Origin of the sequence: Pseudomonas sp. LS_2 (assembly GCF_042709235.1) — a bacterium.
Taxonomy (GTDB): Bacteria; Pseudomonadota; Gammaproteobacteria; order Pseudomonadales; family Pseudomonadaceae; genus Aquipseudomonas.
Window position 1 is genome coordinate 106,545 of sequence record NZ_JAVAYC010000015.1, and the last position, 21,468, is coordinate 128,012.

The 21,468-nt window shown below is 64.4% G+C and carries 24 protein-coding genes; 15 read left to right on the forward strand and 9 right to left on the reverse strand.

The genetic code is table 11. The annotated features are described in order from the left end of the window. Positions 1-151 precede the first annotated feature (151 nt). Positions 152-1,357, forward strand: coding sequence for a sugar transporter (locus tag RAC97_RS15545; protein WP_375099368.1), 1,206 nt, complete (start codon positions 152-154; stop codon positions 1,355-1,357). Here the strand turns inward: RAC97_RS15545 and RAC97_RS15550 are convergent. Together RAC97_RS15550 and RAC97_RS15555 are read right to left on the reverse strand one after the other, a co-directional pair. Next, positions 1,351-2,658 (reverse strand): substrate-binding domain-containing protein, encoded by a 1,308-nt coding sequence (locus tag RAC97_RS15550; protein WP_375099369.1) that lies wholly within the window; start codon positions 2,656-2,658, stop codon positions 1,351-1,353. The two genes, RAC97_RS15545 and RAC97_RS15550, sit on opposite strands and share 7 nt — an antisense overlap. Positions 2,659-2,727: 69 nt before the next feature. Continuing rightward, positions 2,728-4,125: a purine-cytosine permease family protein gene (locus RAC97_RS15555; RefSeq protein WP_375099370.1), complete on the reverse strand. Its 1,398-nt coding sequence runs from the start codon at positions 4,123-4,125 to the stop codon at positions 2,728-2,730. Between the two features lie 329 nt (positions 4,126-4,454). On the opposite strand from RAC97_RS15555, the gene RAC97_RS15560 reads away from it, so the two are divergent. The 5 genes from RAC97_RS15560 (at position 4,455) to cobF (ending at position 7,342) form a co-directional block, all read left to right on the forward strand. Further along, positions 4,455-5,342, forward strand: coding sequence for an EamA family transporter (locus RAC97_RS15560; protein ID WP_375099371.1), 888 nt, complete (start codon positions 4,455-4,457; stop codon positions 5,340-5,342). Positions 5,343-5,390: 48 nt separating this feature from the next. Further along, entirely contained in the window at positions 5,391-5,711 is a 321-nt protein-coding gene (locus RAC97_RS15565) for a YbjQ family protein (protein ID WP_375099372.1), read from the forward strand. 139 nt (positions 5,712-5,850) lie between these two features. Further along, positions 5,851-6,042 carry a hypothetical protein gene (locus RAC97_RS15570; RefSeq protein WP_375099373.1) on the forward strand — a complete coding sequence of 64 codons (192 nt, stop codon included), beginning with the start codon at positions 5,851-5,853 and terminating at the stop codon, positions 6,040-6,042. Between the two features lie 187 nt (positions 6,043-6,229). Continuing rightward, positions 6,230-6,523, forward strand: coding sequence for a hypothetical protein (locus RAC97_RS15575; protein WP_375099374.1), 294 nt, complete (start codon positions 6,230-6,232; stop codon positions 6,521-6,523). 69 nt (positions 6,524-6,592) lie between these two features. Beyond that, positions 6,593-7,342 (forward strand): precorrin-6A synthase (deacetylating), encoded by a 750-nt coding sequence (gene cobF / locus RAC97_RS15580; protein WP_375099375.1) that lies wholly within the window; start codon positions 6,593-6,595, stop codon positions 7,340-7,342. A 4-nt stretch (positions 7,343-7,346) separates the two neighbouring features. Here cobF and RAC97_RS15585 read toward each other — a convergent pair whose 3' ends face one another. Next, on the reverse strand, positions 7,347-7,697 hold the full coding sequence (locus tag RAC97_RS15585; protein ID WP_375099376.1) for a response regulator: 351 nt from the start codon (positions 7,695-7,697) through the stop codon (positions 7,347-7,349). Positions 7,698-7,953: 256 nt separating this feature from the next. On the opposite strand from RAC97_RS15585, the gene RAC97_RS15590 reads away from it, so the two are divergent. From RAC97_RS15590 to RAC97_RS15610, 5 genes are read left to right on the forward strand one after another with little or no spacing between them, the layout of a single operon-like run. Further along, positions 7,954-11,421, forward strand: coding sequence for a response regulator (locus RAC97_RS15590; RefSeq protein WP_375099377.1), 3,468 nt, complete (start codon positions 7,954-7,956; stop codon positions 11,419-11,421). Beyond that, positions 11,418-12,239 carry a CheR family methyltransferase gene (locus RAC97_RS15595; protein ID WP_375099378.1) on the forward strand — a complete coding sequence of 274 codons (822 nt, stop codon included), beginning with the start codon at positions 11,418-11,420 and terminating at the stop codon, positions 12,237-12,239. The genes RAC97_RS15590 and RAC97_RS15595 overlap by 4 nt, the downstream gene beginning before the upstream one ends. Further along, entirely contained in the window at positions 12,236-12,802 is a 567-nt protein-coding gene (locus tag RAC97_RS15600; protein ID WP_375099379.1) for a chemotaxis protein CheB, read from the forward strand. The genes RAC97_RS15595 and RAC97_RS15600 overlap by 4 nt, the downstream gene beginning before the upstream one ends. A 2-nt stretch (positions 12,803-12,804) precedes the next feature. Then, the gene (locus RAC97_RS15605; RefSeq protein WP_375099380.1) at positions 12,805-14,043 is read left to right on the forward strand and encodes an ATP-binding protein; all 1,239 of its coding nucleotides are present in this window, start codon (positions 12,805-12,807) and stop codon (positions 14,041-14,043) included. 31 nt (positions 14,044-14,074) lie between these two features. Then, the gene (locus tag RAC97_RS15610; protein WP_375099381.1) at positions 14,075-14,452 is read left to right on the forward strand and encodes a response regulator; all 378 of its coding nucleotides are present in this window, start codon (positions 14,075-14,077) and stop codon (positions 14,450-14,452) included. A gap of 69 nt (positions 14,453-14,521) precedes the next feature. On the opposite strand, the gene RAC97_RS15615 is transcribed toward RAC97_RS15610, so the two are convergent. Both RAC97_RS15615 and RAC97_RS15620 read right to left on the reverse strand, forming a co-directional pair. Continuing rightward, positions 14,522-15,106: a DUF4157 domain-containing protein gene (locus RAC97_RS15615; RefSeq protein WP_375099382.1), complete on the reverse strand. Its 585-nt coding sequence runs from the start codon at positions 15,104-15,106 to the stop codon at positions 14,522-14,524. After that, a complete protein-coding gene (locus RAC97_RS15620; protein ID WP_375099383.1) occupies positions 15,093-15,656 on the reverse strand; it encodes a TetR/AcrR family transcriptional regulator in 564 nt (187 codons plus the stop codon). The genes RAC97_RS15615 and RAC97_RS15620 overlap by 14 nt, the downstream gene beginning before the upstream one ends. An 88-nt stretch (positions 15,657-15,744) precedes the next feature. On the opposite strand from RAC97_RS15620, the gene RAC97_RS15625 reads away from it, so the two are divergent. After that, positions 15,745-16,476, forward strand: a complete 732-nt coding sequence (locus RAC97_RS15625; protein WP_375099384.1) for an SDR family oxidoreductase — start codon at positions 15,745-15,747, stop codon at positions 16,474-16,476. 28 nt (positions 16,477-16,504) lie between these two features. After that, entirely contained in the window at positions 16,505-17,095 is a 591-nt protein-coding gene (locus tag RAC97_RS15630) for a 2-hydroxychromene-2-carboxylate isomerase (protein WP_375099385.1), read from the forward strand. 4 nt (positions 17,096-17,099) lie between these two features. On the opposite strand, the gene RAC97_RS15635 is transcribed toward RAC97_RS15630, so the two are convergent. The 4 genes from RAC97_RS15635 to RAC97_RS15650 all read right to left on the reverse strand — a co-directional run bounded on the left by RAC97_RS15635 (position 17,100) and on the right by RAC97_RS15650 (position 20,587). Next, positions 17,100-17,645 carry a cupin domain-containing protein gene (locus RAC97_RS15635; protein ID WP_375099386.1) on the reverse strand — a complete coding sequence of 182 codons (546 nt, stop codon included), beginning with the start codon at positions 17,643-17,645 and terminating at the stop codon, positions 17,100-17,102. A gap of 85 nt (positions 17,646-17,730) precedes the next feature. Then, on the reverse strand, positions 17,731-18,924 hold the full coding sequence (locus RAC97_RS15640) for an MFS transporter (protein ID WP_375099387.1): 1,194 nt from the start codon (positions 18,922-18,924) through the stop codon (positions 17,731-17,733). Positions 18,925-19,010: 86 nt separating this feature from the next. Then, positions 19,011-19,544 carry a cytochrome b gene (locus RAC97_RS15645; RefSeq protein WP_375099388.1) on the reverse strand — a complete coding sequence of 178 codons (534 nt, stop codon included), beginning with the start codon at positions 19,542-19,544 and terminating at the stop codon, positions 19,011-19,013. After that, on the reverse strand, positions 19,541-20,587 hold the full coding sequence (locus RAC97_RS15650; protein ID WP_375099389.1) for a catalase family peroxidase: 1,047 nt from the start codon (positions 20,585-20,587) through the stop codon (positions 19,541-19,543). The genes RAC97_RS15645 and RAC97_RS15650 overlap by 4 nt, the downstream gene beginning before the upstream one ends. 131 nt (positions 20,588-20,718) lie before the next feature. Here RAC97_RS15650 and RAC97_RS15655 point away from each other — a divergent pair, with 131 nt between their 5' ends. Further along, the gene (locus tag RAC97_RS15655; RefSeq protein ID WP_375099399.1) at positions 20,719-21,240 is read left to right on the forward strand and encodes a sigma-70 family RNA polymerase sigma factor; all 522 of its coding nucleotides are present in this window, start codon (positions 20,719-20,721) and stop codon (positions 21,238-21,240) included. After that, the coding region (locus RAC97_RS15660) for an anti-sigma factor family protein (RefSeq protein ID WP_379671495.1) at positions 21,237-21,468 on the forward strand (232 nt) is incomplete at its 3' end. The genes RAC97_RS15655 and RAC97_RS15660, both read left to right, overlap by 4 nt.

Sequence of the window (21,468 nt, forward strand, 5' to 3'; positions counted from 1 at the left end):
GCGGCCTGTTCAGCTTCGCGGTTGTGAGGCCCGTCCTTGGCGCGTACCATGCCGGGTATGCCTTCCAATAAGAACACCGTGCACCCGCTGCCGCGCCCGTGGCCAGCGGTGCGCGCGGTGTTGCCATGCCTGCGGAGCTGTACCTGTATCCATGAACGGACCCATTTCCCCAACAATGCCTGCCCCCGTGCAAGGTGGCAGCTGGTTGAGCGTAATCGCGCTGGCTCTGGCGGCCTTCATCTTCAACACAACCGAGTTCGTTCCGGTGGCCCTGCTGAGCGACATCGGCCGTAGTTTCGACATGAGCACCGCGCAGGTCGGCTTGATGCTGACCATCTATGCCTGGGTGGTGGCCCTGGCGTCGCTGCCAATGATGCTGCTCACCCGCAACGTCGAGCGGCGTCGGTTGCTGATGTTCGTGTTTCTGGTGTTCATTGTCAGCCACCTGTTGTCGTGGCTGTCGCAAAGTTTTGCCATGTTGCTGCTCAGTCGCATCGGCATTGCCTTGTCCCACGCGGTGTTCTGGGCCATCACCGCGTCGCTGGCGGTGCGTGTGGCGCCGGCCGGCAAGCAGGCCAAGGCCCTGGGCCTGCTGGCGACCGGTACCACACTGGCGATGGTCCTGGGAATTCCGCTGGGGCGTGTGGTGGGCGAGGCCCTGGGCTGGCGCGTCACCTTCCTTAGCATCGCTGGGGTGGCGCTGGTGACCATGCTCTGCCTGATGAAGTCCCTGCCGCTGTTGCCCAGCCAGAACTCCGGTTCCCTGCGCAGCCTGCCGGTGCTGTTCGGGCGCCCGGCGTTGGTGATTACCTATGTGCTGGTGACGCTGGTTATCACCGCGCAGTTCACGGCCTACAGCTATATCGAGCCATTTGCCTTGCACGTGGCGCAGATCGGCGGCGAACGCACCACCCTGCTGTTGCTGCTGTTCGGCGGGGCCGGGGTGTTCGGCTCGCTGCTGTTCAGCCGCTACAGCGAGCGCTTCCCCCATGGTTTCCTGGTGGGCTCCATCGGCGCGCTGGCGGCATCCCTGCTGTTGCTCCTGCCGCTGTCGGGGCAGTTCCCGATGTTCGCCGTGCTCAGTATGTTCTGGGGCGTGGCGATCCTCAGTTTCAGCCTGTCGTTGCAGTCCAAGACGCTGAAGCTGGCGTCCGATGCCACCGATGTGGCGATGGCGCTGTTCTCAGGTATCTACAACATCGGTATTGGCGGTGGGGCGTTGTTGGGAAGTGTCGTCAGCAGCCAGCTGGGAGTGGCGAATATCGGTTGGGTAGGGGGAGTCGTCGCATTGTCCGGGCTGGGCCTGGCGGTGGCCAGCACCCGCCGGTTCCGCGCCGCCTTGAGCCAGCCTCAGTAGACCCACACCTCGACGCGCTGGTTACGCAAACGCCCCTGCTGCAGTTCGTTACCTGCGACCGGCAACTCATCACCCATGCCGGTCACTTCCCGGGCCTCCACGCCATGGCGCGCCAATTCGCGGCGCACCGCCATGGCCCGCAGGCGCGAGAGCAGGGCAGCGCGACCTGGGGTTGCCTTGGTGTCGCCGAAGCCTACCAGCACGGCTCTGTCGTTCAGCTTTCCGGTCTGGCGCAGGTATTGCGCCACCCGTTGCACATCACGCAGGGCCTTGGTGTCCAGGCTGGCGCTGCCTTGACGGAAGCGAAAGTTGACGTTCAGGCGCTGGGCTTGCCCAGCCAGAACCCGGTAGGCCGGCGGCATGTCGGGTTGATCGGGGACCGCCAGGGCCTTGACCTGCTGGGACACGAAGCCCTGGGCTGCGACGATGGCTTGCCCCGCCGGGCTCTGGGCGAACTCGGCCAAGGCCAGGGCCTGGGCGGTAGGCGTGGCTGGTAGATAGAAATACAGACGGCGCGACAGTGGGTAGTCTTCGCTGGCCACCCGGGCCGGGGTCGGCAGCATCGCGGCGGCGTCGCCTTCGGCAATCGCCAGCACCTTGGCGTCATGGGTCGTGGCCAGGCTACTGAAGCCGATGGCCTGCGGGTCGGCCAGCACCTGCGCCGCCAAGGCGTCGGCGGATTCGAAGCGTTGCGCCTGGGGCGCCAACTCGAGGTGCAAGGGGCTCAGCACCAGTGCCTTGAAGGTCTCGAAGGTGCCTGAGCGGCCGTCGCGACTGTACAGGCGTATCGGCCCGCCCGGCACGCCCAACTGCTCCCAGCGATGGATTTCCCCGGAGAATACCCTGGCCAGTTGTTCGGTGGTCAGTTGTTGCAGGCGGTTGCCGGGGTGCACGATCACTGCGACGCCATCCAGGCCGATGACCTGCTCGCTGGCGGCGCTGCGCAGATCGCCCAGGCCTTGCAACCGCTGGGTTTCATCGTCGCTGACCGGGCGCGAGGCGGCGGCGATATCCGCATCGCCACTGCCCAGGTCGGAAAACCCGGTGCTCGAACCATGGGCGGCGATCTCGACGCGGATAGGCTGGCCGTCGTGGCCATGGGCATGGATCTCGGTTTCGTTGGGCTGCGCGCCAGGCTGGCGGGTGATGGCGGTCGCGCCCTGGGCCTGCAGCAGGCCCTGCACCAACGCAGGGGCCAGGGCCGCGCCGATGGTGTTCGAACCATGGATGCGCAGCGCCCTGGGCTCGGCCATCGCCATCAGCGGGAGCAGGCACAGCAGCAGGGTGGGCAGGCGCGGCATGCCTTGATCCTGTGACATGAAGGTGTCAGCAGATTACGACAGCCGCGTGAATGAAAAATGACACCCAGCCTAGCGCCCCTCAGGCAACACGATGGCCGCTGGCGCTTCGGCTGCGCGATGACGCGCCACCCAGTAGTACAGCACGCTCGGCACCACCAGCCCGATCAGCCAGGACACATCCACACCGCCCAGTTGGGCGACCATGGGGCCGGTGTACAGCTTGGTGTCGATGAACGGCATCTGCACCAGCACGCCGAGGGTATAGACGCCGATCCCCGGCCAGTTCCAGCGGCCATAGCGGCCGTTCGGGTCGGCCAGGGCGGGGATGTCGTAGCGCTCGCGGGTGATGAAGTAGTAGTCCACCAGGTTCACCGCACTCCAGGGCACGAAGAAGGTCAGCAGGAACAGGATGAACGACTTGAACGCGCTGAGGAACGAATGCTGGCCCAGCAGCGCCACCAGGGTGGCCGCGCCGACGATGGCGAGGACGAACACCAGGCGTTGCACACGGCTGATCTGCAGGTGCCCGCGGAACCCGCTGATAATGGTGGCGATGCACATGAAGCTGCCGTAGCTGTTGAGCGTGGAAATGGTCACCTTGCCAAAGGCGATGCAGAAGTACAGCAACGCTGCGGTGGTGCCAGCGCCGCCGAGCCCGACGATATAGGCCACTTCACGGCCGGAGAACTGGCCACCGGCGATGGCCGCGGCGAACACGCCGAGGATCATCGAGGCCTGGGCGCCAAGGACCGAACCCAGGCCTGCGGCGAGAAACGTCTTGAGCGGCGAGGTGTGGCTTGGCAGGTAGCGCGAGTAGTCGGCCACATAAGGGCCAAAGGCGATCTGCCAGGACGCCGCCAGCGAGACCGCGAGCAGGAACGAAGCCCAACTGAAGTGACGGTTGTCCAGCAACTGGCCGATGTCGGCGAGCATCAGGATGCGGCTGAACAGGTAGATGAAGGCGATGATGCCCAGCACGCTGGCCACCCGGCCGATCCAGTGGATTACCCGGTAGCCTGCCAGGGTCGCCAATACGATCACCCCGGCAAAGATCAGAATGCCAGCGCTGTCGCTGACACTGAGCAATTGGCCGATGGCCTGGCCGGACAGCACCGTGCCGGTGGCGGTGAAGCCCAGGTACATCAGGCACACCAGCACCATGGGAATGGCTGCGCCATAGACGCCGAATTGCACACGGCTGGAAATCATCTGCGGCAGACCCAGGCGCGGGCCTTGCGCGGCGTGCAGGGCCATGACCGCACCGCCGACCAACTGCCCCAGCAGAAGGCCGATCAGCGACCAGAACACATCGCCGCCCAGCACCACGGCCAGGGCGCCGGTGACGATCGCGGTGATCTGCAAATTGGCGCCGAGCCAAAGGGTGAACTGACTGTAGACGCGTCCATGGCGTTCGGCTTCGGGGATGTAATCGATCGAGCGCCGCTCGATCACGGGCTTGCTGGACATGAGAAGGGCTCCGCGTGCTTGTTGTTATGGGGCGGCGACCATCGGCGGTACGCAGGGCAGATGGCTCACGGTTATATGAGCATGTATATACAAGAAGGGTCAATTAACAAATTCCTGGATTGAGCTGGCCTTTCACAGGCGAGCCCACTCTCGTTCTCAACTTCAACGCAGCACCTGTAGGGCTTGCCCACGAAAAGGCCGGACCTGTCATAGCGAAAGCACGCGGACTGTTGCGCAACGCTGCCACCCAGCTGTACCGGTTCAGAGATCGCTTTTGCCCTTATGCTGTAACGAAATATGTCTAGAACGCTTGTAGAAGGAATGCCGCAATGCCGCTCAAGGACCTGCTGATCGCGCTGGTGGTGATCGTGGTGTGGGGAGTCAACTTCGTGGTCATCAAGGTCGGCCTGGATGGCCTGCCGCCGATGCTGCTCGGTGCCTTGCGCTTCATGCTGGTGGCGTTTCCCGCCGTACTGTTCGTCAAGCGCCCGAACCTGCCCTGGCGTTGGCTGATCGCCTACGGCGCGACCATTTCCCTGGGCCAGTTCGCTTTCCTGTTCCAGGCCATGTACAGCGGCATGCCACCGGGCCTAGCCTCGCTGGTGCTGCAGTCCCAGGCGTTCTTCACCCTGGGCTTCGCTGCGCTGTTCCTCGGCGAGCGTTTGCGCCTGGCCAGCCTGCTCGGGCTGTTGATAGCGGCCAGCGGCCTGGCGCTGATCGGCAGCGAAGACAGCAGCCATGTGCCGCTGGTCGCGCTGCTGCTGACCCTGTGCGGCGGCGCCATGTGGGGCATGGGCAACATCATTACCCGGCGCTTCGGCGCGGTGGACCTGGTGGCCCTGGTGATCTGGGGCGGGTTGATCCCGCCGCTGCCGTTCCTGGCATTGTCGTTCTGGCTGGAGGGGCCTGAGCGCATCGGCCATGCGCTGGCCAATATCGGCATGCCTTCAGTGCTGTCCCTGGCCTACCTGGCGTTTGGCGCCACCATGGTCGGCTACGGCCTGTGGAGCACATTGTTGTCACGGCACCCGGCGGGCAAGGTGGCGCCGTTCTCGCTGCTGGTGCCTGTGGTTGGCCTGAGCTCTTCGGCCTGGTTGCTCGGCGAGCGCCTGACGGCAGTGCAGGGCTGGGGCGCGTTGCTGGTGATGGCGGGGCTGCTGGTCAATGTGTTCGGGCCGCATCTGGGCCGGCGGCTACGCGCAACGACCGCACAATAGAGCGGGTTGCTGCTAGGATGCGGGTCTTTGTCCAGCAGGAGCCACGCCATGCTCATCTCCACCACCAGTCAGCTCGAAGGCCGCCCGGTTGCGCAATACCTCGGGGTGGTCAGCGCCGAGTCGGTGCAAGGTATCAACTTCGTGCGCGATTTCTTCGCACGTTTTCGCGACTTCTTCGGCGGGCGCTCGCAGACCCTGGAAAGCGCGCTCAAGCTGGCGCGCGAGCAGGCCACCGAAGAACTGATGTCTCGGGCACGGCAGTTGCAGGCCGATGCAGTGCTGGGCGTGGACTTCGAGATCAGCATGCCATCGGTGCAAGGCGGAATGGTCGTGGTGTTCGCCACGGGCACGGCGGTTCGCCTGAAATAAGGCGATATGCCACTGGTCGGGGAAGAGGTCTTCGTCCGGTCGGTCTGCAAATGACCGGCTAGTCTCAGTTCAACGGGCTACGTTTCTCTAGGTCAGCGATCTGCTGGCCGGCGTGGCCGCCATTGGAGGGACACAGGGCATGAGCGAATCCTTTTTCGAAGACGCCAATGACGCATTCCCGATCAACAGCCAGGTGCGCTGCGGCCAATCGGCCTTCCGCCTGGGCTTTGCCAACATGACCCTGGATGAGTCGGAGCAATTGCCTCCCGCCAGCTTGCAACGCAGCAAGAAAGGGCGTTTCACCCCGCGGGTTGCTGCGAAGAAATCCTGAAGCCACTGCAAGCAAAAAAAGCCCGCCCCTGGTCCAGGGGCGGGCTTTTTCGTGTGGGTTCGAGCGCCGAACGGCAATGTTTTTCTCATCTTTTTTGACCCGGCTCAGGGTCTGGGTGGGTAGCCCTCGCCGAGTGGGTGTTGTTGTGTTTTCCTGCATGTAGTTCGGAAAAGGAGGATTGAGCACCATGAGAATCAGGGAAGAGACCTACTGGCAGTGGGCCGATGCATACCTGCACAGCCGTTGTCACGATGAAGAGTTGAGCGATGGCACCACCCTGGATGTTCAGGTGCGGCTTTCGTGCCTGGGCGCTACCCAATTGTTCGTGGGCCTGTATACCCGCGACGGCAAGGCGCTGCTGGAAGAGTTCTACCCCGCGCGCCCCGGCGAGACCATGACTCGCGCCCTGGCTTGGGGCGTGGACCGGGCCAGGGCGCTGGCCACCGGCGCACTGCCGCTGCCAGGCCGCCTGAACGCCTGAGCCACACGCTTTGCCAAATAACGGCGGCCAGTCGACAATGGCCGCCGATCTCCAGCCCAGGGCAAGGCGATGAAAAACCTTCTGCTGATTGGCATCGGCCCCGGCGACCCTCGTCAAGTGACCTTCGAGGCCGTGGACGCGCTACGCCGCGCCGCGGTGTTTTTCGTGCTCGACAAAGGTGAGGCCAAGGACGAGCTGGTGCGTTTGCGCAAAGTCATCCTCGAACGCTACCTGCCGCAAGGTGGCTACCGCCTGGTGCAGGTGCAAGACCCGCGTCGCGACGGGCAGGCCGAGGACTATGTGGGCGCGGTGCAGCACTGGCACCGGCAACGTGCGGCGCTGTATGCACGTTTGTTGCTGGACGAACTGGGCGAAGGGGAGGTCGGCGCCTTCCTGCTGTGGGGCGAGCCTGGGCTGTACGACAGCACCCTGCGCATTCTCGACCTGGTGCGCGAGCGCGGGGTGTCGATGCAACTGGAGGTGATCCCGGGCATCAGCAGCGTCCAGGCCCTGGCCGCGCGGCACCAGGTGCCGTTGAACCGCATCGGCGAGCCCTTGACCATCTTGCCGGGGCGACGCCTGGCCGAGCAGGGGCGGGTGGACAACGTGGTGGTGATGCTCGATGGCCAGTGCGCGTTTGCCGGGCTTGAGGATGACGGGCTGTGGATCTACTGGGGTGCCTACCTGGGCACCGCCGAGGAGATCCTTGTCGCAGGGCCGTTGCAGCAGGTGAAAGCACAGATCCTGCACGTCCGTGAAGCCGCACGCCAACGGATGGGGTGGATCATGGATACCTATCTATTGCGGCGTCATTCGTGAAGGCTCAAGGTTCCCCAAGAATTTCCACCACCTTGTCGCGCAACTGATCGATGCTGAACGGCTTGCCGATCTTGTGCATACCCTCAGGCACCTGAAGGCTCTCGGCATAGCCACTGGCGAACAGCACCGGCAGCGCGGGCCTGATTTCCCGGGCCTTTGCCGCCAATTCTTCGCCGCGCATATCCGGCAGGCCGGCATCGGTCATCAGCAGCGCCAGCTGGTGCCCTGGGTTGCGAATAATTTCAAGGGCAGCGGTGGCGTCAGCCGCCTCGATGACCTCATAACCCAATTCGTCGAGTACTTCGACCATCAGCATGCGGACGATGTCGTCGTCTTCGACTACCAGAAGGTGCATGGTTGGAATCCTGTCACGTGGTGGAAATGTCTTTATTCTGTGCCCGCGCAGGGTACAGAAGTTCCCTCAGAATAGCGCTGCGCAAATACGTATGGAACGATTGCCACGAGCAGGCTTCAAATACTGGCTAAATGCCCTGCCGCAAACCGCAAAGCTGGTTAGACTCGCTACCAGACCCGGTGGCAGTTGCGGCATACAACAACAAAACGTATCCGCCTCACTGTTCAATGGACTTATTTCGCTTGGGCGACATCAGATGATTCAGGCAACTTCGATGGACCAACGCAGCTTCCGCAAGCTGCTCAGCCGTAACGTCGGCCTGCCCCTTGGGGTCGGCTTGCTGGGGGCCGTGGCATTTGTCGCGGTGGTCAACTACCTGCTTTCGGCCATGCAATGGGTCGAGCATACCGACCGGGTGATCGGCAATGCCCACGAAACGGTCAAGCTGTCCATAGACATGGAAACCGGCGTGCGCGGCTTCCTGATCTCTGGCGACGAGCGTTTCCTCGACCCCTACGAGGTGGCCAAGCCGCGTGTCTATGCCAGCCTCGACAGCCTGAAGGGGATGGTCGCCGACAACCCGCAGCAGGTCGACCGTATCGACCGCATCGTTGCCTTGCAGCGCGCCTGGAACGACTTCGGTAGCGAGATCATCCGCATGCGCCGTGGCGAGGGCAACTACCAGGGCGTGATCGGCAGCGGCCGCGGCAAGCGCATCACCGATGAAATCCGCAAGGAGTTCGACGCCTTCATCGCCACTGAGCAGCAGTTGCGCATGAGCCGCAATGAAAAGGTCAGCAGCGTCACGATTACGGTGATCACCGCGTTCGTGCTGTTCATCGTGGCCCTCAGCGCGTTGCTGGCCTACTTGGGCCGACGCGACCTGCTGGCGTTGTCCGATACCTATGCGAGCAACCTGCAAGCCCAGCAGCGCGCAGCCGAGCGCCTGGAACAGCATGCCTGGCTGCGCAATGGCCAGACCCAGCTGTCGCAGCAGGTGCTCGGCCAACTGACCCTGCCCATGTTGGGCGACAACGTGCTGCGCTTCTTCGCCAGCTACCTGGGCAGCGTGGTCGGCGCGTTCTATGTGCGTGATGAGCAAGGGCAGTTGCTGCGCGTGGCCAGTTATGGCCTGGATGCCGAGCAACAGGCTCGCGAACAGCTGCTGGGCAGCCATGACGGCCTGCTGGCACAGAGCGTGCGCGAAGGGCGTCTGCTGCGCCTGGACGAGTTGCCTGAAGACTACTACCGCCTGAGCTCGGGCCTGGGCCGTGGACTGCCGCGCAGCGCCATGATGGTGCCGGTAAGCGATGATGGCCAGATCAATGGCGTGCTCGAGCTGGGCTTCCTGCGTCCGTTGCAGGACCGCGACAGTGAGCTGCTCGAACGCATCGCCGGCAACCTGGGCATCTCCATCGAGACCGCACGCTACCGCCAGCGTCTTCAGGAAGTGCTGGCCGAGACCCAACAGCTCAACGAAGAGTTGCAGGTCCAACAGGAAGAACTCAAGACCGCCAACGAAGAGCTCGAAGAGCAGTCGAGGGTGCTCAAGGAGTCCCAGGCGTATCTGGAAACCCAGCAGGCGGAGCTGGAACAGACCAATGAGCAACTGGCCGAGCGCACCGACGCGCTGGACCTCAAGAACAGCGAGCTGAACAAAGCCCAGGTGGAGTTGCAAGCCCGCGCCGAAGACCTCCAGCGTTCGAGCAAGTACAAGTCCGAGTTCCTCGCCAACATGTCCCACGAGCTGCGTACGCCGCTCAACAGCTCGCTGATCCTGGCCAAGCTGCTGGCCGAGAACGGCGAGGGCAACCTCAGCGAGGAGCAGGTCAAGTTCGCCGAGTCGATCTATTCGGCGGGCAACGACCTGCTCAACCTGATCAACGACATCCTTGACATCGCCAAGGTCGAAGCCGGCAAGCTCGAAGTGCGCCCCGAAACCACCCCGGTGGTGCGTCTGGTCGAAGGCTTGCAGGCGATGTTCCAGCCACTGGCCGACGACAAGGGCCTGGCCTTCACCGTGCAGGTCGAGCCGCAGGTGCCGGCGACCCTGTTCACCGACCGCCAGCGCCTGGAGCAGATCCTCAAGAACCTGCTGTCCAACGCCATCAAGTTCACCGAGCGCGGCCAGGTCAGCCTGAGCATCAGCCAGCAGGTCGGCATGGGCATCGTCTTCGCCGTGCGCGACAGCGGCATCGGTATTGCCGCCGACCAGCAACAGGCGATCTTCGGCGCCTTCCACCAGGTCGACGGCACCAGCAACCGGCGCTACGGCGGCACTGGGCTGGGGCTGTCGATTTCCCGCGACCTGGCGCATTTGCTGGGCGGGCAGATCAGCGTCGACAGCAGCCCCGGCCAGGGCAGTGTGTTCAGCCTCATCTTGCCGGAGCGTTTCGAGGACGTGGTCGAACAGGGCGAGGTGCACAGCCTGCGCTCGACCGTTGACGAACTGCCGCCGATGCCTCGAGTGGCAGCCCCAGCGCCGGTTGCGCGCCAGGCTCCAGCGTTCACGGACGACCGCGATGGCGCACCGTTCAGCAATCGCTGCATCCTGGTGATCGAGGACGAGCCGAACTTCGCCCGTATCCTCTTCGACCTGGCCCATGAGCTGGGCTACAGCTGCCTGGTAGCGCAGGGCGCCGACGAGGGCTTCGAGCTGGCGGCGCAGTACCTGCCCGACGCCATCCTGCTGGACATGCGCCTGCCCGACCACTCCGGGCTCACGGTTTTGCAGCGCCTCAAGGAGCAGGCCGGTACCCGGCATATCCCGGTGCACATCATTTCGGTGGAGGACCGTGTCGAGGCGGCCATGCACATGGGCGCGGTGGGCTATGCGGTCAAGCCCACCAGCCGCGAGGAACTCAAGGAGGTGTTCGCGCGCCTGGAAGCCAAGCTCACCCAGAAGCTCAAGCACATCCTGCTGGTCGAGGACGACGACCTGCAGCGCGAAAGCATCGCTCGCCTGATCGGCGACGACGACATCGAGATCACCGCCGTGGCCATGGCCCAGGATGCCCTGGAGCTGCTGCGCGAAAACATCTACGACTGCATGATCATCGACCTGAAGCTGCCTGACATGCTCGGCAACGAGCTGCTCAAGCGCATGACCGCCGAGGACATCCGCAGCTTCCCGCCGGTGATCGTCTACACCGGGCGCAACCTTACCCGCGAAGAAGAGGCCGACCTGCTCAAGTACTCGCGCTCGATCATCATCAAGGGCGCGCGCTCGCCCGAGCGGCTGCTCGATGAGGTCACGCTGTTCCTGCACAAGGTCGAGTCGCAGCTGTCCCACGACCGCCAGCGCATGCTCAAGACCGCGCGCAGCCGCGACAAGGTGTTCGAGGGGCGCAAGATACTGCTGGTGGACGATGACGTGCGCAACATCTTCGCCCTCACCAGTGCCCTGGAGCACAAGGGCGCCATCGTCGAGATCGGCCGCAATGGCCGCGAGGCCCTGGAGCGCCTCGAACAGCACGACGACATCGACCTGGTGCTGATGGACGTGATGATGCCGGAGATGGACGGCTACGAGGCGACCCGGCTGATTCGCCAGCAGCCGCGATGGCGCAAGCTGCCGATCATCGCCGTTACCGCCAAGGCCATGAAGGACGACCAGCAGCGTTGCCTGCAAGCCGGCGCCAATGACTACCTGGCCAAGCCAATCGACCTGGACCGCCTGTTCTCGTTGATTCGCGTTTGGCTGCCGCAACTGGAGCGAATTTGATTAGCGAACGTAACACCGATATCGAGATCCGGCTGTTGATAGAGGCGATCTACCTCAAGTACAGCTACGACTTTCGTGATTATTCCGGCGCCTCGATCAAGCGCCGGATACTGCATGCACTGCACCAGTTCGAGTGCCGTACGGTGACGGCCCTGCAAGAGCGGGTGCTGCATGACCCAGGTATGTTCATGCAACTGTTGCAGTACCTGACGATCCCGGTCAGCGAGATGTTCCGCGACCCCGGCCACTTCCTCGCCCTGCGCGAAGAAGTGGTACCGCTGTTGCGTACCTGGCCGTCGATCAAGATCTGGATCGCCGGTTGCAGTACCGGCGAAGAGGTGTATTCGATGGCCATCCTGCTGCGCGAGGAAGGGCTGCTCGAGCGCACCATCATCTACGCCACCGACATCAACCCGCATTCGCTGGACAAGGCCAAGCAGGGCATCTACTCGATGGCCAGCATGCACGGCTATGCCGAGAACTACCGCAAGGCCGGCGGGCGCCGTGATTTCTGCGAGTACTACACCGCGGCCTACGGCAACGCGATCATGGACAGCAGCCTGCGCGACAACGTGACCTTCGCCGACCACAGCCTGGCCACCGACAGCGTGTTTTCCGAGGTGCAGCTGGTGTCGTGCCGCAACGTGCTGATCTATTTCAACAAGGACTTGCAGGACCGCGCCCTGGGGTTGTTCCACGACTCGCTCTGCCACCGCGGCTTCCTGGTGCTGGGCAGCAAGGAGTCGGTGGACTTTTCCGCCTACGCCGAGCGCTTCCAGGCGCTGGTGCGGCCCGAACGGATCTACCGCAAGTCATGAAAGGCGTGCGTGCGGTGGTAATCGGCGCCTCGGCGGGTGGCGTGACGGCGCTGTTCAAGGTGCTTGGCGAGCTGTCGGCAGACTTCGCCATTCCACTGTTGTGCGTGCTGCACCTGCCGGACGACCGTCATAGCCAGCTGGCCGAGGTCATGCAGCGACGCCTGAACCGGCCGGTGCACGAGGCACGTGACAAGGAGCCGATCGTTGCCGGGCAGATCTACGTGGCGGGGCCGGGCTACCACCTTTCGGTGGAGCGTGACCTGCGGATGTCGCTGAGCCAGGAAGCACCGGTGCATTTTTCCCGCCCGGCGATCGATTTCCTGTTCCAATCGGCGGCCGATGCGTATGGTGACGGCTTGCTTGGTGTGTTGCTGACGGGGGCCAACGAGGACGGCGCCCAGGGCCTTGCCTACATAAAAGCGCAGGGGGGGCGGACGGTGGTCCAGGACCCTCGTGATGCCCAAGTCGCGCTGATGCCGGAGGCCGCATTGGCCCTGCATCGGCCTGACCATCTTCTTTCTCTCAATGGTATCGGGCAATTGCTCGCTACCCTGGAACCCTGAGCATGTTGAGCCCTATCACTGCCAAGCTGCTGATCGTCGACGACCTGCCGGAAAACCTGCTGGCCCTCGACGCCCTGATCCAGGGTGAAGGCCGCGAAGTCCAGCAGGCGCAGTCGGCCGAGCAGGCCTTGTCGTTGTTGCTCGAGCACGAATTCGCCCTCGCGATCCTCGATGTGCAGATGCCGGGCATGAATGGTTTCGAACTGGCCGAGCTGATGCGCGGCATGGAAAAGACCAAGAACATTCCCATCGTCTTCGTCAGCGCCGCCGGTCGCGAGATGAACTACGCCTTCAAGGGTTACGAAAGCGGCGCGGTGGACTTCCTGCACAAGCCGCTGGACACCCAGGCGGTGAAAAGCAAGGTATCGGTGTTCGTCGACCTGTACCGCCAGCGCAAGATCCTCGGCCGTCAGCTGGAGGCCCTGGAGCGCAGTCAGCAGGAGCAGAAACAGCTGCTGGCGCAGTTGCAGGTGGCGCGCAGCGAACTGGAACACGCGGTGCGCATGCGCGATGACTTCATGTCGATCGTCTCCCACGAAGTGCGCACGCCACTCAATGGACTGATCCTGGAAACCCAGCTGCGCAAGTTGCACCTGGCCAAGGGCAACCTGGCAGCGTTCACCAGCGACAAGCTGCAAGCCATGGTCGAGCGTGATGAGCGGCAGATCAACAGCCTGATCCGCCTGGTGGAGGACATGCTCGACGTTTCGCGCATTCGCACCGGCAAGCTTTCGCTGCGTCCCAGGCTGTTCGACCTGGGGCAACTGGTGCGTGGCCTGGTAGAAAACTTCACGGCCCAGGCCGTTGCGCTGGACACGCATATCGAGTTGCAGCAGTGCGAGTCATTGCAGGGCGAGTGGGATGAGTTCCGCATCGAACAGGTGGTGGCCAACCTGTTGTCCAACGCCTTGCGCTATGGCGAGCGCAAGCCGGTGCAGGTACGCGTGCTGCTGCGCGACGGCAAGGCCTGCGTGCAGGTGCAGGACCATGGCATGGGCATCAGCCTGGCCAACCAGCAACGCATCTTCCAGCAGTTCGAGCGCGTTGCGGTGCAGCAGGCCACGGGGGGGCTGGGGCTGGGGCTGTATATCTCCGAACAGATCGTCCACGCCCATGGCGGGCGGATTATGGTGGAAAGTGCTGAAGGTCGTGGCGCCACTTTCAGCGTACTGCTGCCGTTGGTCACGGCTAGCCAACAAAGCGACCCGGCGCGGCAACCTCTGCGCGAGCCTGGGGTCTGATGGCCAACCTATTGAATATCAAGGCGTTGTCATGAGTGAAGATGCACAAGATGTAGTGCTGGTGGTCGAGGATGAACCGGCCATCCGCATGATCCTGCGGGACTACCTGGCAGGCGAGGGCTACCACGTGCTGGTAGCCGAGGATGGCGAGCAGGCTTTCGAGATCCTCGCCAGCAAGCCGCACCTGGACCTGATGGTGACCGACTTTCGCCTGCCCGGTGGCATTTCCGGCGTGGAAATCGCTGAACCGGCGGTGAAGCTGCGGCCGGACCTGAAAGTGATCTTCATCAGCGGCTACCCGGCGGAGATCCTCGAGTCTGGCAGCCCGATCGCGCGCAAGGCGCCGATCCTGGCCAAGCCGTTCGACCTGGACACCCTGCACGAGCAGATCCAGCAGCTGTTGCGCTGAGGGGGCAGGTTCGCACTGCCAGCAAGAGCGCCGTCCCAGCCGGTAGGAGCGCAGCTCTCGCGCCGACCGTCAGCGCGCCTGCCCCGAACTGCGTTCGCGCAGCGCCTTGGCAACCTCGGCCTCGATGGCGTAGGCCGGCCCCTCCAGGGCATTGAAGTCCCGCGTATAACGCCGCGCGAACTCCTCGACCCCCAATTCCTGGTACTGCTGCACGTGCTTGAGCTCATGGGCCCACAACGCCACGTTGTCCTCGGCATCCGGCGCGCGGCGGAAGATGATGGTGTCGATCAGGGTCAGGGCATTCACGTCTGGGTTGTGCAGCAAGGCATTGGCTGCGCTGAGCTGTTGCGGGTCACCCACCCGGTAGCGTGCAGCATCGAGTACGGCGAAGTCGTACCAGGGTTCGAGCTGGGCGCGCACATGCAGGGGAATCGGCTGGGTGCCCGCGGTGCTTGCCTCATCGCGTGCCTGTTGCAGGGCGAACACCAGGCTGGCGCTGGCCATGCGCTCCACATCCCCCAGCACCTGGCCTGGGTCGATCGGTGCGCAGAAGCAACCCATCAGGCAGACCTGGTACTGGCCGGGTGGGCAGGTATTTTCAGCGTGGGCGGTAACGCTCAGGACCAGGCCCAACAGCAGGCTAGTGTTTTTCATCCAATGCCCTGTCGACGAAATCTTGGCTGGCCTGCAGCAACTGAGCCTGGACCGTTTCACTGGCCAGCATGCGCCCGACCACCACTGCGCCGACGCACTGGCTGATCAAGGCCCAGGCCAGTTGCTCGTCCTCCAAGGTCATGCTCCACGCCGCGTGCAATTGCACCAACCAGTGTTCGGCCTCTTCGCGGACCTGCGGTTGTGCACGGGCGATTTCCACGCCCAGCGGCGGGATTGCGCAGCCACCCTCGGTGTTGTGCAGGTGGGCCAGGCTCAGGTACTGCGCCAGACAACGGCGCAGACGCTGGCGGTCGGCGCCCTTGCTGGCCAGGCGCGCCAGCGGGCTGTGGCCAAGCTCGTGGCGTACCACTTCGGTGAACAGATCGTCCTTGGACGGGAAGTGGTTATAGAAGGCGCCACCCGTCAGGCCGATGGCCTTCATCAACCCAGCCACGCCGGTGCTGGCGAAACCACCACGCTTGGCCAGGGCGCCACTGCTGGCGAGCAGCTTCTCGCGGGTCTGTTGCTTGTGATCAACGGAATAACGCATCCGCGTACCTCAGGTGCTGGCTTGACGGTTCGGTGATCGTAGCATAGCGTTCGTTTACTAAACGATCGTTCATTAAAGTGAGGCCCCAATGACACAACGACAAAAAGTGGCCCTGGTAATCGGTGCGGGCGACGCGACAGGCGGTGAAATCGCCAAGCGCTTCGCCCGCGAGGGTTATGTGGCCTGCGTCACCCGGCGCCAGGCGCAGAAGCTGCAACCGCTGGTGGATGAGATTCGTGCCGCAGGTGGCCAGGCCCATGGCTTTGGCTCCGATGCGCGCCAGGAAGAAGAGGTGGCCGAGCTGGTCGAGACCATCGAGCGCGATATCGGCCCCATTGAAGCGTTCGTGTTCAATATCGGCGCCAACGTGCCTTGTTCGATCCTCGAGGAAACCCCGCGCAAGTACTTCAAGATCTGGGAAATGGCCTGCTTCGCCGGCTTTCTCAGCGGGCAGGCGGTGGCCAAGCGCATGGTTGGCCGCGAGCGCGGTACGCTGATTTTCACCGGTGCCACGGCGGGCACTCGAGGCGCTGCGGGCTTCGCGGCATTCGCCGGGGCCAAGCATGCACTGCGCGCCCTGGCCCAGAGCATGGCGCGCGAGCTGGGGCCACGGAACATCCATGTCGCCCACGTGGTGGTCGACGGGGCGATCGACACCGCGTTCATTCGCGACAACTTCCCCGAGCGCTACGCCCTCAAGGATCAGGACGGTATCCTCGACCCCGCGCATATCGCCGACAGCTACTGGTTCCTGCACACCCAGCCAAGGGATGCCTGGACTTTCGAACTCGACCTGCGCCCCTGGATCGAACGCTGGTAACCCTGCTGACAGACACAAGGACTGAAGCATGAGCAAGACTGTGGAATTTTTCTTCGACCTGGGCAGCCCGGCCAGCTACCTGGCCTGGACCCAGTTGCCAGCGCTGTGCGCCCGCCACGACGCCACCCTGGTGTATCGCCCGATGCTGTTGGGCGGTGTGTTCCAGGCCACCGGCAATGCCTCGCCGGCCATGGTGCCGGCCAAGGGGCGGCACATGCTGGTAGACCTGTCGCGCTTTGCCGAGCGCTACGGCGTGGCCTTCGGCCTGCCGCCGGGGTTCCCGGTAAATACCCTGGCGCTGATGCGTGGGGCCGCCGGCATGCAGTTGCGCAATCCGGAACGTTTCGAGGCGTTGCTTGCGCTGCTGTTCAACGGGCTTTGGGCGCAGCGGCGTAACCTTTCCGACCCCGCGACACTTCAACAAACCCTCGTCGAAGGTGGCTTCGACCCGGAGCAGTTGCAGGCCCTGGCAAGTGATGCCGAGGTCAAGGCACAGCTTCGTGCAACCACCGAGGAAGCCGTGGCGCGCGGTGTGTTCGGCGCGCCGACGATGTTTGTGGGGCAGCAGATGTTCTTCGGCCAGGACCGCCTGGATTTCGTCGAGGCGGCCTTGGCCTGAAGAGTCAGAAGTTCGCCGGGGTGTTGGCGCTGATGATTTCCGCTTCGTCGGGGCCGACGTTCTTGAAACTGTGGGGCAGGGTGGTGGGAATGTAGTAGCCATCGCCCGCGTTGAGCACGCTGACCTGGCCATCGACCCACAGCTCGATGGTGCCGCGGGTGACCAGGCCGCATTCCTCGCCTTCGGCGTGCACGATCGGCTCGCCGGAATCGGCACCTGGTGCATAGAGCTCGCGCAACATGCGCATCTGCCGGCCTTCGACACTGGCACCGACCAGCAGCATGCGCAGGCCGTTGCGGCCAAGATCGGGTTGTTCGCCACCGCGGAAGACGAAACGCTCTTCGCGTGCGGGCTCATCGAAACTGAAGAACTCCGCCAGGCTCATGGGGATGCCTTCGAGGAGCTTTTTCAGGGAACTGACCGAAGGGCTGACGCGGTTCTGTTCGATCTGCGAAATCGTCGAATTGGTCAGGCCACTGCGGCGGGCCAGTTCACGTTGGGAGAGGTTGTTGCGTTCACGCACCAGTTTGAGTCGTGTCCCGGTGTCCATAGCCGCCTTGAGAATGAGTGTAGGGGTGTCAAAAATAGTGGGCATCGCATTAAAACATACTCTGCAAGGCAACGCGCTGTGCTTGTCAGCGGCCTTTTGCGGCGCGGCTCGGCCATAGGCCGACCACCAGCAACAACGTGGCCACCGCCAGGAACGGTAGGCGCGGGTCGACGGCATACACCAGGGTGCCTGCCAGTGGCCCGATCACTGCGCCCATACCCTGCGCGGCGCTTACCGAGCCTGCGGTGGCACCTTGCTCGCTGGCTTGCATGGCATTGGCCGCCAGGGCCGAGAATGCCGGGAAGACGAAGCCCATGCCAGCTGCCGCGACGAAGAAGCAGGCCCATAGCGAAGGTGCCGTGGCCGCCAGCGCTCCCGCCGCAAAGCCAAGGGCCGAGATGCTGGCACCTACCCTGATCATCTTCTGCGCTGGCCATTCCAGCTGGCGCAGCACCATCTGTGACAGGATCAGCGCCACCCCGACCGTGGTCAGGGCGATGCCGGCCGCCTGGGCAGCCTCGGCCGGGGCCAGTTGCAGGCGGTCCAGGGCGAAAAAGCCGACGGTGATCTGCGACACCGTCACGCTGAGCATGGCGGTGAACGCCACCACCAACGGGCGACGCAGGCGAGGGTCGCCCAGGCGCACCGGGCTTGGGGGATGGCGATGGGGCAAGTGCTGCGGCATGAATGTGCACAGCAGCACCACGAACGCTGTCGCCGGTAGCAGCGACATCACGTAGAACGGCATGCTCAGGCTATGGTGCGCCAGCAGCGCCGCCACGGCGGGTCCGAGCACCAGGCCGACGGCGTTGGCTGCACCCAGCGAGGCCATGGCGCGGGCACGTTGCTGCGGCGCGATGTGGTCGGCGACCAGCGCATTGCCGCCCACTGGAATCGCGGCATAGAAGGCGCCGATCAGCCCGCGGGTGAGCATCAGGCCGACGAAGGCCAGGGTTGCCCCTGGCAGCCAGCGCAAGGCGCCGTCGATGAACAGGCACAGCGCCCAGTACGCCAGGGTGAAGCCCGCGCAGCCCAGCAACAGTACCCGGCGGCGTCCCAGGCGATCGGCGGCGCGGCCCCAGGGACGGGCCAGCAGCACCCAGACCACACCTGCCACGGTGACCGCCGCGCCGGCCTGCCAGGTGGGCATTTCCAGTAGCCGGGCGATGGGGCCGATCAGGGCGACGAAGGCCATCATCGACATAGTGCAGGCCATGTTCACCAGCAGCAGCGGACGCAAGTCGAGGGTAGACGCGGCAGGTTCTGATGCGGGGGTCATCGAGCAGGTCCAGGCGGGCGGGAAAAGGGTCGATGGTAGTGATAACGATCTACCTCTGTCGACCCTGTCCTACATTCGCCGTGGACTTATTCGCTGCGACGTAGCGGGCCTGGCCACATGCTGCGCAATACGCCGTCGCGGCGCACCAGGGCGTGCACCAGTGCTGCGCCGAGGTGGGCCAGTATCGTTGCGAACAACAGGTACCCGGCCCAGCCGTGGGCTTGGCGTAACACAGCGTACAGTTGCAGGTCATGGGGCATGATTGCCGGCAGTTGCAGGGGGCGTGGGTAGCCGCCGGCCGAGAGCATCGCCCAGCCAAGCAGGGGCATGGCCAGCATCAGTGCGTACAAGGCCAGGTGCGACGCGCCCGCGACCAGGCGCTGCAGGGGCGGCAGATCGCTGGGCAGCAGTGGGTGCGGCAGGCTCAGGCGCAGGCCGATGCGCACCAGTACCAGGGCCAGCAGCGCGAGGCCAGTGGCCTTGTGCAGCTCGACCAGCAGCGGGTAGCGGGTCGACAGGTCGCTGACCATGCTCACGCCGATGAACAGCATCGCCAGGATCAGCACGGCCATCAGCCAATGCAGCAGGCGCGCCAAAGGGTGGAAGGCATTGGGTTTCATGGGCGGCCTCCTGTGCCGTGGGTTTCGCGGCTACGGCGGTTGAAAGACTCCGAATAGGCTGACGAGCGCGCTGCCAGGATCGGGTCGGCGGAAGGCTCGATGCCCTGCGGCAGGATCAACGGGTCGAAGTTCAGGTCGCGGCAGGCGCCTTGCTCGGGGGCATCGACGTGCTCGATTACCAAGGTGCCGGCATCGACGCTGCGTCGTTGCGCCGGCCAGGGCTTGGCCGGGTCGTCCACCGGGTCGCCGGGGTCGGCCAGGGTCAGGCGCAGGGTCCAGCGCAACGGGCCTTGGGCCAGGCGTTGTTGCAGGTCATGTTGCAGGTACTGTTGGTCTTCGACCTGGGCCGGCAGCGCCGCAAAGGGCGTTTGCGGCTCCAGGCGCCAGCGTACCGGCTGGGCCTTGCCACTGGCGTCGACCAGTCGGAAGGCGTTGATGCTGTTGTAGTCGGTGCTGGCGAAGCTGTCGCTGGCCTTGTAGCTGGCCGACCACTGGCGGAAAGGCGCGCTTTCCGGGTGGGCGGCGAAGAAGGCCTGGACTTTCGCCGGGTCCGGCTTGCCGGTGCCTGGCACCGCCGTGGTCGCCACGACCAATTCATAGAAAGCCTGCGGGGTGCTGACGGGCAGCACCGGCGGGTTGTTCATCCCGGTGCGCCAGACTTGACCATCGTCAGTGCTCAACTGGATCGCCAGGCTGCGGGTGGGCACGCTGGTATCCGGGCTGTAGGGGTTGGCGCCGCCGATGGCGAAGCGGCCGATCACCGGCACGCGTGCCTGGCTGAACGCCCGCGCGGTGGAGAATGCCGCGGCCTGACCGCTGCTCTGGAAATAGCCACTGACGCATAGGCCCTTGGCGTGGTTCTTGCGATAACCAGGGTGCTGGCCCGCCTGGGCCTCGAAGGTATCGATGATGCGCTGGGGTGTCAGCTTCGGCTGGCCGAGCCAGCCGGCGGCATAGGCGAAGCAGGCGCCCAGGGCCAGGACTCCGGCAGCGATGGCTGCCAGGCGCACGGCCTTGGCAGGGCCTTGCAGGGGTGTGTTCATGGGGACGGTCCGCGTCGATGAATGAGCCGGTACGACGAGCGGCCAGGATTTTTATTCCCGCCAAGGGAATACATTTCATGTCGCCGCGTCTGCCCTTTACACTGACTGCCCCATGGGGCCTGGACCCGACCATGCGTGACCTGGATGAACAACAATGGCGCGAGCTGCTGCAAAGCCTGCGCCGTTTCGCCCTGTGGCTGACCCGCGAGAGCGGCAGCGCCGACGACCTGGTGCAGGCCACGGTCGAGCGCGCCCTGGCCCGCAGCGACCAGCAGCGCGAGACGCAAAGCCTGCGTGCCTGGTTGTTCACCATCCTTTACCGCCTGTTTCTCGACGGCAAACGCCGCGACCGCCTGCATGCGCGCTGGCTGGGCTGGTTCGGGCGCGGGCAGGCGGCCGAGGAGGCGAGCGGCTGGGATACCGAGAACATCGTTTTGGCCCAGGCCGACTTGCAAGCCTTTGCGCTTCTGCCCAGCGAGCAGCGCGCCTTGCTCTTGCTGGTGAGCGTGGAAGGGCTGAGCTACAAGGAGGTCGCCCAGGCCCTGGATATTCCCATTGGCACGGTGATGTCGCGGCTTTCGCGCGCCCGTGCGGCACTGCGTCAATTGACCGAGGGCAAGCCGCTGTCCCCGGCCTTGCGGAGACTGAAATGACACGCCTGATTCCCACCGAGCAAGAGTTGCATGCCTACATCGACGAGCGCCTGGAGCCTGCGCGGCGAGCCGAGGTGCAGGCCTGGCTTGCCGCCAACCCGGAGCAGGCCGAGCGTATCGAGGCGTGGCGCAACGATGCCCGGCGCCTGCGTACCGCCCTGGCGGGGCTCAGCGAAATGCCACACAACCCCGCGCTCGAACTGAGTCGCTTGCGTCGGCGCCTGCGCC

Excerpts from the sequence above, each read along its gene's own strand:
- RAC97_RS15545 (WP_375099368.1), top strand. The coding sequence starts at position 152 with ATGAACGGACCCATTTCCCCAACAATGCCTGCCCCCGTGCAAGGTGGC.
- RAC97_RS15550 (WP_375099369.1), bottom strand. The coding sequence starts at position 2,658 with ATGCCGCGCCTGCCCACCCTGCTGCTGTGCCTGCTCCCGCTGATGGCG.
- RAC97_RS15555 (WP_375099370.1), bottom strand. The coding sequence starts at position 4,125 with ATGTCCAGCAAGCCCGTGATCGAGCGGCGCTCGATCGATTACATCCCC.
- RAC97_RS15560 (WP_375099371.1), top strand. The coding sequence starts at position 4,455 with ATGCCGCTCAAGGACCTGCTGATCGCGCTGGTGGTGATCGTGGTGTGG.
- RAC97_RS15565 (WP_375099372.1), top strand. The coding sequence starts at position 5,391 with ATGCTCATCTCCACCACCAGTCAGCTCGAAGGCCGCCCGGTTGCGCAA.
- RAC97_RS15570 (WP_375099373.1), top strand. The coding sequence starts at position 5,851 with ATGAGCGAATCCTTTTTCGAAGACGCCAATGACGCATTCCCGATCAAC.
- RAC97_RS15575 (WP_375099374.1), top strand. The coding sequence starts at position 6,230 with ATGAGAATCAGGGAAGAGACCTACTGGCAGTGGGCCGATGCATACCTG.
- cobF (WP_375099375.1), top strand. The coding sequence starts at position 6,593 with ATGAAAAACCTTCTGCTGATTGGCATCGGCCCCGGCGACCCTCGTCAA.
- RAC97_RS15585 (WP_375099376.1), bottom strand. The coding sequence starts at position 7,697 with ATGCACCTTCTGGTAGTCGAAGACGACGACATCGTCCGCATGCTGATG.
- RAC97_RS15590 (WP_375099377.1), top strand. The coding sequence starts at position 7,954 with ATGATTCAGGCAACTTCGATGGACCAACGCAGCTTCCGCAAGCTGCTC.
- RAC97_RS15600 (WP_375099379.1), top strand. The coding sequence starts at position 12,236 with ATGAAAGGCGTGCGTGCGGTGGTAATCGGCGCCTCGGCGGGTGGCGTG.
- RAC97_RS15605 (WP_375099380.1), top strand. The coding sequence starts at position 12,805 with ATGTTGAGCCCTATCACTGCCAAGCTGCTGATCGTCGACGACCTGCCG.
- RAC97_RS15610 (WP_375099381.1), top strand. The coding sequence starts at position 14,075 with ATGAGTGAAGATGCACAAGATGTAGTGCTGGTGGTCGAGGATGAACCG.
- RAC97_RS15615 (WP_375099382.1), bottom strand. The coding sequence starts at position 15,106 with ATGAAAAACACTAGCCTGCTGTTGGGCCTGGTCCTGAGCGTTACCGCC.
- RAC97_RS15620 (WP_375099383.1), bottom strand. The coding sequence starts at position 15,656 with ATGCGTTATTCCGTTGATCACAAGCAACAGACCCGCGAGAAGCTGCTC.
- RAC97_RS15625 (WP_375099384.1), top strand. The coding sequence starts at position 15,745 with ATGACACAACGACAAAAAGTGGCCCTGGTAATCGGTGCGGGCGACGCG.
- RAC97_RS15630 (WP_375099385.1), top strand. The coding sequence starts at position 16,505 with ATGAGCAAGACTGTGGAATTTTTCTTCGACCTGGGCAGCCCGGCCAGC.
- RAC97_RS15635 (WP_375099386.1), bottom strand. The coding sequence starts at position 17,645 with ATGGACACCGGGACACGACTCAAACTGGTGCGTGAACGCAACAACCTC.
- RAC97_RS15640 (WP_375099387.1), bottom strand. The coding sequence starts at position 18,924 with ATGACCCCCGCATCAGAACCTGCCGCGTCTACCCTCGACTTGCGTCCG.
- RAC97_RS15645 (WP_375099388.1), bottom strand. The coding sequence starts at position 19,544 with ATGAAACCCAATGCCTTCCACCCTTTGGCGCGCCTGCTGCATTGGCTG.
- RAC97_RS15650 (WP_375099389.1), bottom strand. The coding sequence starts at position 20,587 with ATGAACACACCCCTGCAAGGCCCTGCCAAGGCCGTGCGCCTGGCAGCC.
- RAC97_RS15655 (WP_375099399.1), top strand. The coding sequence starts at position 20,719 with ATGCGTGACCTGGATGAACAACAATGGCGCGAGCTGCTGCAAAGCCTG.